We start from the raw sequence: 9415 nt of genomic DNA, 5'->3' as shown, positions 1-9415 counted from the left end.
CCGATCCAACAACCCCGGATCAGCCACACCCCGCAACACATCCACCAGCGACCAGTCACACCACCGCTCCAACACAGACGCACACTCCCCGATACGCTCCGCAAACACCCGCGACGACTCCAACAACTCCCGACCCATCCCCACCCACTGCGAACCCTGACCAGGAAACACCCACACCAACTTCCCCAGCACACCCACTCGACCGGAAACCACACCCGCCACGCTCTCACCACGCTCCAGCGCACCGAGCCGCGCCACGGCTTCCTCACCAGACCCCGCCACCACCACCGCACGATCGCCCAACACCGCACGGGTCGACAGCAGGGCATCGGCCACGTGCGGCAGCGACACCTCAGCAGCACCCTCGATGAAGTCCGCCAGCCGCCGGGCCTGACCCGCCAACGAACCGACGCCCCGCGCCGACACCACCAACGGCACCACATCGTCAGGCAGTGCCCCGTCAGGGACCGCACCCGTCTCCTCGGCAGGTGCTTCCTCGATGATCACGTGGGCGTTGGTCCCACTGATACCGAACGAGGACACACCTGCCCTGCGCGGGTGGCCGTTCTTCTCCCAATCCCGGGCCTCGGCCAGCAACTCGACTGCGCCCGCCGTCCAATCCACCTGCGCCGTGGGCTCCTGTACATGGAGCGTGGGAGGCATGACGCCGCGCCGCAGCGCCTGCACCATCTTGATCACGCCGGCCACACCCGCGGCAGCCTGCGTGTGGCCGATGTTCGACTTCAGGGAACCGAGCCACAACGGACGCTCCGGATCCCGGTCCTGCCCGTACGTCGCCAGCAACGCCTGCGCCTCGATCGGATCACCCAGCGCCGTCCCGGTCCCATGAGCCTCCACGACGTCCACATCGGACGGTGACAGCCCCGCACCGGCCAAGGCGCTGCGAATAACCCGTTGCTGCGAAGGACCGTTCGGAGCGGTCAACCCGTTGGAGGCGCCGTCCTGGTTCACCGCACTGCCCCGGATCACGGCCAGCACCCGATGCCCACGCTCACGCGCCACCGACAGCCGCTCCAACACCACCAGGCCGACGCCCTCGGACAGCACGGTCCCATCCGCGTCATCCGCGAACGCCTTGCACCGCCCGTCCTCGGCCAGGCCCCGCTGCCGCGACATGCCGAGAACGCCGATCGGCGATCCCATCACGGCGACACCGCCGGCCAGCGCCATCGAGCATTCGCCCTGCCGCAATGCCTGCGCGGCGAGGTGAATCGCCACCAGCGACGACGAACACGCCGTGTCCACGGTGACCGCGGGACCCTCGAAACCGAACACGTAGGACACCCGCCCCGACGCCACACTTCCCGCTGTGGCCGTCGTGACAAAGCCTTCGAGCTCCGCGGGCATATTGCTGAGGGACTCAAGGTAGTCGTGGATGGAGACCCCGGAGAAGACGCCGATGTTGTCGCCGCGCGCCGCTGTCGGATCTATGCCCGCCCGCTCCAGCGCCTCCCACGAAGCCTCCAGCAGCAACCGTTGCTGCGGGTCCATCGCCAACGCCTCACGCGGCGAGATCCCGAAGAACCCCGCGTCGAAGAGTCCCGCCCCGCGCAGGAAACCGCCCCGACTGGTGTACGACGTCCCCGGGCGATCCGGGTCCGGATCGAACAGACCCTCCAGGTCCCAGCCCCGGTCCTCGGGGAAGGACGACATCCCCTCCCGGCCCTCGTGCACCATCCGCCACAAGTCCTCGGGATCCGCCACGCCACCCGGCAATCGGCACGCCATCCCCACGATGGCGATCGGCTCATCGGGATCCGCTGCGACCGCGGCAACGGCGGCAGGGACGCCCGCCATCGTGCCGCCCAGTTCCTCGCGCAGATGACGGGCGAGCACCGCCGGCGTGGGGTAGTCGAAGACCAGCGTGGCGGGCAGCTTCACTCCGGTCGCCGCGCTCAGCCGATTCCGCAGCTCGACCGCGGTCAGGGAGTCGAACCCGATGTCGCTGAATCCACGGGTGCCCTGCACCAGCTCGGGGCCGCTGAAGCCCAGCACGGCGCCCGCCTCGCCTTGGACGACGGCCAGCAGGGCGCTCTCCTGCTCGTCCGGGGACAGTCCGGCGAGCCTGCGGAACAGCGCGCTGCCGTCCCCGGTGCCCGCGCGCGCCAGACGCCGTCCCGCGCGGACCATGCCACGCAGCAGGTGCGGGACCTCTCCGCCTGCCGCGGCCTGGGTGCGCAGTGCCCGGAGGTCGAGCTTGATCGGTACCAGCAGCGCCTGGCCCGCGCGCAGACCGATGTCGAACAACGCCAGGCCCTCGGCGGGCGACATCGCCAGGACACCACCACGGCTCATCCGTGCCCGGTCGGTGGCGCTGAGGTGGGCGGTCAGGCCGGTGGCCTGCTCCCACAGGCCCCACGCGAACGACACCCCTGGCAGGCCCGCCGCCCGACGGCCGGCCATCACCCCGTCCAGGAACGCGTTCGCCGCGGCGTAACTACCCTGTCCAGCAGACCCCATGAGCGCAGCGGCCGACGAGAACACGACGAACGCGTCGAGATCCATGCCGCGGGTCAGCTCGTCCAGGTGCCGTACCGCGTCCGCCTTCGGGCCGAACACTCCCGCCAACCGCTCAGGGGTCAGCGCCGAGATCACGCCGTCGTCCAGCACACCGGCCATGTGCACCACACCCGCCAAGGGGTGCTCATCGGGCATCGCCGCCAGCAGCTCCACCACCTGGTCCCGTGCGGAGACGTCGCAGGCGACCACCGAGACCACCGCGCCCAGTCGGGTGAGTTCGGCGGCCAATTCCTCCGCACCAGGGGCAGCCGGACCCCGCCGACTGGCCAGCACCAGACGCCGCACACCATGCCGGGACACCAGATGCCGGGCGACCACGCCCCCCAGCGACCCGGTGCCACCCGTGAGCAGAACCGTCCCGTGCGGACGGAACACGGAAGGACCGTCCGGGAGCTGACCGACACGGGCGAGCCGAGGCACGAAGAGGGTCGTGCCGCGCACGGCGATCTGCGGTTCACCGCCGGCCAGTACCGAACCCAGCAACGGCCTCACACCAGCCGGATCGGCGGGATCGGCATCGAGAAGGATGATCCGGTCGGGGTACTCGGCCTGCGCGGCCCGGACCAAACCCCAGACCGCTGCCGCGGCCGGGTCGGTCACCGTGTCCTCACCACCGGCAGGCACCGCGCCGCAGGTCATCACCAGCAGCCGCGAGTCCGCCGACCCGGCACCGGTCAGCCAGGCTTGCAAGACCCCCAGCACCCGCGAGGCCAATGCCGGCGCCGCGTCCTCGTCGTCACCGCCGACTGCTCGCAGGAGCGCCACCGCCGGCACCGCGCTGCCCTGTTCCAGGGCAGCCACGTCATCGCCTGTGGCAACCTCCGTCCACGACGGCATGTCCACCTGCTGGGCCGGGGACAGCTCGGTCCACTCCACCCGGAAGAACGAGTCGCGGCTCTCCTCCGCCGCCGTCTCCAGCTGTTCGGCGGACACCGGCAGTGACACGAGCGAGTCCATCGTCACGACCAGGCCGCCGGTCTCGTCGGCGGCCTGGAACGACAGTGCGTCCGGACCACAGGGCGCGACCCGCACGCGCAGCGCGGAAGCACCAACGGCGTGCAACAGCAGCCCGTTCCACGCGAAGGGCAGCACCTTGCGGTCGTCGTCCGGGTCGGCGAAGGCGTTCGTGTGGAGGGCGGCGTCCAGCAGCGCCGGGTGAATGCCGAACCTGCCTGCGTCCTCCCGCTGTTCCTCGGGCAGGGCGACCGCGGCGAAAACCTCCTCGCCTCGCCGCCATACCGCCCGCAGGCCCTGGAAGGCTGGCCCGTACGCGTACCCGCGCTCGACCAGGTCGTCGTAGAAGTCCCCGACCTCGACCGGCTGCGCACCGGGCGGCGGCCAGGCGGTGAAGTCGAATCCCGCGGCCCGCGCCGTCGGCGCGGCCGACAGGAGTCCCGTGGCGTGCCGCGTCCACACATCCGCGTCGCGATCGCCGACGGCGTCCTCACGCAGGGAGTAGACGTCCACCGTGCGCGAGCCGTTCTCCCCCGCGCCGCCCACCGCGACCTGCAGTCGCACCCCGCCCTGCGCGGGCAGCACCAACGGCGCCTCGATCACGAGTTCTTCGAGAACGCCGTAGCCGAACTCGTCGCCCGCCCGCACGGCAAGATCGACGTACACCGTGCCGGGGACGAGCACGACACCACCGATCGCGTGATCGGCCAACCAGGGGTGCGAGCGCAACGACAGGCGTGAGGTGAACACCAGCCCGTCCGACTGCGGCAACCGCACCATCGCGCCCAGCAACGGGTGATCGGCGCCGGTCAGTCCCAGCGACGCCGCGTCGGTCGCCGAATCAGCCAGCTGGAGCCAGTAGTGCCGGCGGTCGAAGGCGTACGTCGGCAGGTCCACGCGCCCGGCCGTCGCCCCACTGGGCACGATCCCAGCCCAGTCCAGCGCGCAACCCCGTACGAACAGCTCACCCATCGAGGCCAGCAGGCGTCGCAGGCCACCCTCGTCGCGCCGCAACGATCCCGTCACCACGGCCTCGGAATCGGCGCGGTCGACGATCTCGTTGATCGGCTGGACCAGCACCGGGTGGGCACTGATCTCCACAAACACTCCGTGGCCCTGCTCGAGCAGGTCCTGCACCGCCGGGCCGAACCGGACCTGCTGCCGCAGGTTCCGGTACCAGTACCCACCATCCACGACCCCGGCGTCCCGCACCCACTCGCCGGTTACGGTCGAGTAGAACGGCACCGTCGGCGCCTGCGCACCGATCCCGGCGAGTGCTTCGGCCAGCGTGTCACGGATGTCCTCCACGTGCCGGGTGTGGGAGGCGTAGTCCACCGCCACCCGCCGTACACGGACACCTTGCTCGTCCAGTGCGTCCAACGCTTCGTCGAGTGCCCGGGCATCGCCGGCGATCACCACCGAGGAGGGGCCGTTCACGGCGGCCACCTCGACCCGGCCCGCCCACGGCTCCAACCGCGCGACCGCCTCGTCCTCGGGCAATGCCGCGGAGGCCATACCGCCACGCCCGGACAGCGCCGCGGCGATGGCCTGGCTGCGCAGCGCCACCACCCGCGCCGCGTCCTCCAACGACAAGGCGCCTGCCACACACGCAGCCGCGATCTCGCCCTGCGAGTGGCCCACCACAGCGTCAGGCTGCACGCCCACCGAGGACCACACCGCCGCGAGACCGATCATGACCGCGAAACTGGCGGGCTGCAGTACGTCGACCCGGTCCAGGAGCGCGGGGTCGGTGTCACCGCGCAGCACCTCCACCAGTGACCAGTCCACCCACCGCTCCAACGCAGTGGCACACTGCCCGATCCGTTCGGCGAAGACCGGTGAGGAGTCGAGCAGATCCCGGCCCATGCCGAACCACTGCGACCCTTGGCCGGGAAACACCCACACGACCTTGCCCGGCACACCCGAACCGGCCACCACACCGGCCGCGTTCTCACCCCGGGCCAGTGCGCCCAACCCGGCCAGCGCCTCCTCGTCCGAGCCCGCGACCACTACCGCACGCTCGTTCAGCACCGCTCGGCCCGACACCAACGCCCCGGCCACGTCCGCCAGCGGCACCTCGTCGGTGCCCTCGATGAACGCCGCCAGGCGCTCCGCCTGGGCCGCCAGCGAGGCAGCGGTGCCCGCCGACACGACCAACGGCACCACGCCCGTGGGTACCGCCTTCTCCGAGGCGGGCCGCGTCTCCTCGGCGGGCGCCTCCTCCAGGATCAGGTGGGCGTTCGTCCCACTGGCACCGAACGAGGAGACCCCGGCCCGGCGCGGACGGCCATTGCGCGGCCAGTCCCGAGCCACGGTCAGCAGTTCGACGGCCCCCGAGGACCAGTCCACCTGGGGCGTGGGCGCGTCCACGTGCCGAGTCGCCGGGAGCACCTCGTGCCGCAGCGCCTGCACCATCTTGATCACACCGGCCACACCGGACGCCGCCTGCGTGTGCCCGATCACGGACTTGACCGATCCGAGCCACAATGGCTGTTTCGGGTCCCGGTCCTGCCCGTAAGTGGCCAGCAGCGCCTGTGCCTCGATCGGATCGCCCAGCACCGTGCCCGTGCCGTGGCCCTCCACTGCGTCCACATCGGACGGTGAGAGCCCGGCGCCGGCCAGTGCCTTGCGGATCACCCGCTGCTGTGACGGACCGTTCGGCGCCGTCAGACCGTTCGACGCGCCGTCCTGGTTCACCGCACTGCCGCGGATCACCGCCAGCACGTGGTGCCCACGCTCCTGAGCCACCGACAACCGTTCGAGCAGCAGCACGCCGACACCCTCGGCCCAGCCGGAACCGTCGGCGCCCGCGGCGTAGGACTTGCAGCGCCCGTCGAAGGCGAGTGCTCGCTGACGCGCGAAGCCGACGAACCCGCCCGGCGTCGCCATCACCGTCGAACCGCCCGCGAGCGCCATCGAGCACTCGCCCCGGCGAAGCGCCTGCACGGCGAGGTGCATCGCCACCAACGAGGAGGAGCACATGGTGTCGACACTCACCGCAGGACCTTCGAGGCCGAGGGTGTAGGCGACCCTTCCGGAGGCAACGCCGCCCGCGGCGCCCAGCGCGCGCTCCAGGCTGAGGTACCCCTCGTACCCGCTGAGGTCGGGCGCGTAGTCCTGGTGCAGTATCCCGGTGAACACACCGATGTCGGTGCCCCGCACCGAGTAGGGGTCGATGCCGGCCCGCTCGAAGGTCTCCCAGGACACCTCGAGCAGTTGCCGCTGCTGTGGGTCCATCGCCAGGGCCTCACGCGGCGAGATGCCGAAGAAACCTGCGTCGAACTGGGCGGCGTCGTGCAGGAAGGCGCCCTTCTGCACGTAGGTCGTACCGGGGTTGTCGGGGTCCGGGTGGTAGAGGCCCTCAAGATCCCACCCGCGGTCCTCGGGGAAGCCTGTGTAGACGTCGGTGCCCTCGGACACCACCCGCCAGAGGTCCTCCGGACCGCGGATTCCACCGGCGTACCGGCAGGCCATGGAGACGATCGCGATGGGCTCCGCGGCTGCGGCGACGAGTGTGCTGTTCTCCTGCTGAAGCCTGGCGTTCTCCTTCAGCGAGGACCGCAGTGCCTGAACGATCTGCTCGTCTGGCGCCGACATAACCATCCTCCACGGTTCGTTCACCATCTGGGGTCAGCTCGTCTTGCCCAAAGCACGTTGCACGAGGTCGGCGACGTCCATTGCGTCGATCAGTTCCGCGTCCGCGGAGTCCGGCGCCCCGGCACCCGGCGCTTCCCCGTCCTGTGTGTCGGCGAGGCCGAGGAGGGTGTCGAGCACGCCGGCTTCCTTGAACCGGGCGAACGGAACGGCCGCCAGGACCCGCCTGAGGTCGTCCTCCCGCCCTTCCAGGCCGTCGTCGGCCTCTCGGAGAAGCTCCGAACGCAGGTAGCCGACCAGCGCTTCCGGGGTGGGGTAGTCGAAGATCAGCGTCGCCGGCAGGCGCAGTCCGGTCGCCGCGTGCAAGCTGTTGCGAAGATTGACCGCGGCCAGCGAGTCGAAGCCGACGTCCTGGAACGCCTGGCGTGGGCCGATGCCCCCCGCGCCGCTGTGGCCCAGGACGGTCGAGGCATGGCCGCGGACCAGCCGCAGCAGGATGCGGTTCTGCTCGACGTCCGTAGCCGCCCGCAGGGAATCGGCGAGGGACGAGGCGGTATCGCTGTTCGCGCTGTCCGCCTGCGATGCCTGGAGCACCGCCCTTGCCTCAGGCAGCGCGGCGAAGAGCGGACTGGCCCGGACCGAGGTGTACGCGGGGATGAACGCCCCCCAGTCCATGTCGGCCACCGTCACAAACTTCTCGTTGCCCTGGACCGCCTGCACCATCGCGGTCACCGCCAGCTGAGGAGCCATGGGAAGGACACCGCGGCGGCGGAGCTGGGTGAGGGCGGCCTCATCCATGCCCACGCCGATCTGGTCGAGGGCTCCCCACGCCATTGACGTCGCACGCAGACCCCGGGCCCTGCGCGACTCGACCAGGGCGTCGAGGACGGCGTTCGCCGCTCCGGACGTGCCCTGGCCGCCGCCACCCCACACACCCGCGATCGAGGAGAAGACGACGAACGCTTCGAGCGGCGTGTCCTCGAACAGTTGGTCCAGCCATACGGCGGTGTCCACTTTGGCGGCGAACACGTCGGCGAGGTCCCTCACGTCGGTGTCGTCGACGGAACTGGTCTGTGTGATGTCGGCCGCGTGCACCACCGCCGTGAGCGGCTGTTCCGGGGCGGTCGCGGAGACCAGTTGCGCGATCGCGTCCCGATCGGAGTCGGCGCAGGACTCCACCGCGGTACCAAGGCCGAGCGCGGCCAGTTCGGCTCGCAGTTCCGGCACGCACTGCTCCGGTGCGTGGGCGGTGGTGGTGACGATGAGCCGGTCGGCGCCGGTGAGCGCGAGCCAGAGCGCCGCGTGCCTGCCGAGTCCTTCGGCTCCGCCGGTCACCAGGATCGCGCCACGGGGCTGCCAGCGGCCGTCGCCGACAGGCTCCGGCACGGGTTTGCGGACGAGCCGCCGGGTGTACACGCCCGAGCGCCGCACCGCGAGCTGGTCCTCGCCGGCGGCGCCGTTCAGCACTCCGAGCAGGTACTGAACCGTGCGCCGGTCGGCCACGGCGGGCAGGTCGACCAGACCGCCCCACCGGTCGGGGCGTTCCAGCGCGGCGGCACGTCCGAGGCCCCACAGCGACGCCTGGGCCGGTGCGGTGAGGATGTCCTGGACACCGATGTTCACCGCGCCTCTGGTGACGCACCACAGGGGTTGGCTGACGTGGCCGTCCCCCAGGGCCTGGACCAGGGCGAGCGTCGACGCCGTGATCGCGGTCGCGTCCTGCGGGCCGCCTCCTGCCTGTTGGTCCAGAGCGAGCAGGGACAGAACACCGGACAGGTCGTGTTCGGCCACGACGGCGGTCAGCCGCTCGGCGAGCCGCTCCCTGGTGCCGTCATGATCGCCGACCGTCAGCAGGACCGTGTCGAGTCCCTGACCGGTCAGCTCCTCCAGGAGGGCGTGGGTCGCACCGTCGTGCGGAGGTTCGGACGGTACGACGACGAGCCAACGGCCCCGTGGTACGCCCGTGGCTTCGCGTTCGAGCGGCTGCCAGGTGACGTGGTAGCGCAGCTTCTCCACCGCCGACCTCCGGCGGTGCTTTCCTCGCCATTCCGCCAGCACGGGAACGACCGTGTCCAGGGCGCTGCGTTGATCGGCCGACGCCATCTCCAGCAAGTCGCCGAGGGAATCCAGATCTGCTTGCTCGACCGCGGCCCAGAAGTCGGAGTCCGCGCCTTCGGCCACGTCCGTGGCGTCGAGGCCGGATTCCGCCTCATGCAGCCAGAAGTGCTGGCGGTCGAAGGCATACGTCGGCAAATCCACCCACCCCGACGCCGGCACCACCCCCGACCAGTCCACCCCCACACCCCGCACGAACAACTCGGCCACC

2 protein-coding genes are annotated in these 9415 nt (G+C 70.9%); both read right to left on the bottom strand.

The window, feature by feature from the left end:
- The coding region (locus tag ACFY2B_RS45775; RefSeq protein ID WP_390768989.1) for a type I polyketide synthase at positions 1 to 7092 on the bottom strand (7092 nt) is incomplete at its 3' end.
- A 33-nt stretch (positions 7093 to 7125) separates the two neighbouring features.
- Positions 7126 to 9415, bottom strand: a 2290-nt coding sequence (locus tag ACFY2B_RS45770) for an SDR family NAD(P)-dependent oxidoreductase (protein ID WP_390768988.1), incomplete at its 5' end; no start/stop codon positions are given.

Source organism: Streptomyces sp. NPDC001270 (genome assembly GCF_042896695.1).
Classification (GTDB): Bacteria; Actinomycetota; Actinomycetes; order Streptomycetales; family Streptomycetaceae; genus Streptomyces.
This window is presented reverse-complemented; position numbering and strand designations above follow the sequence as displayed.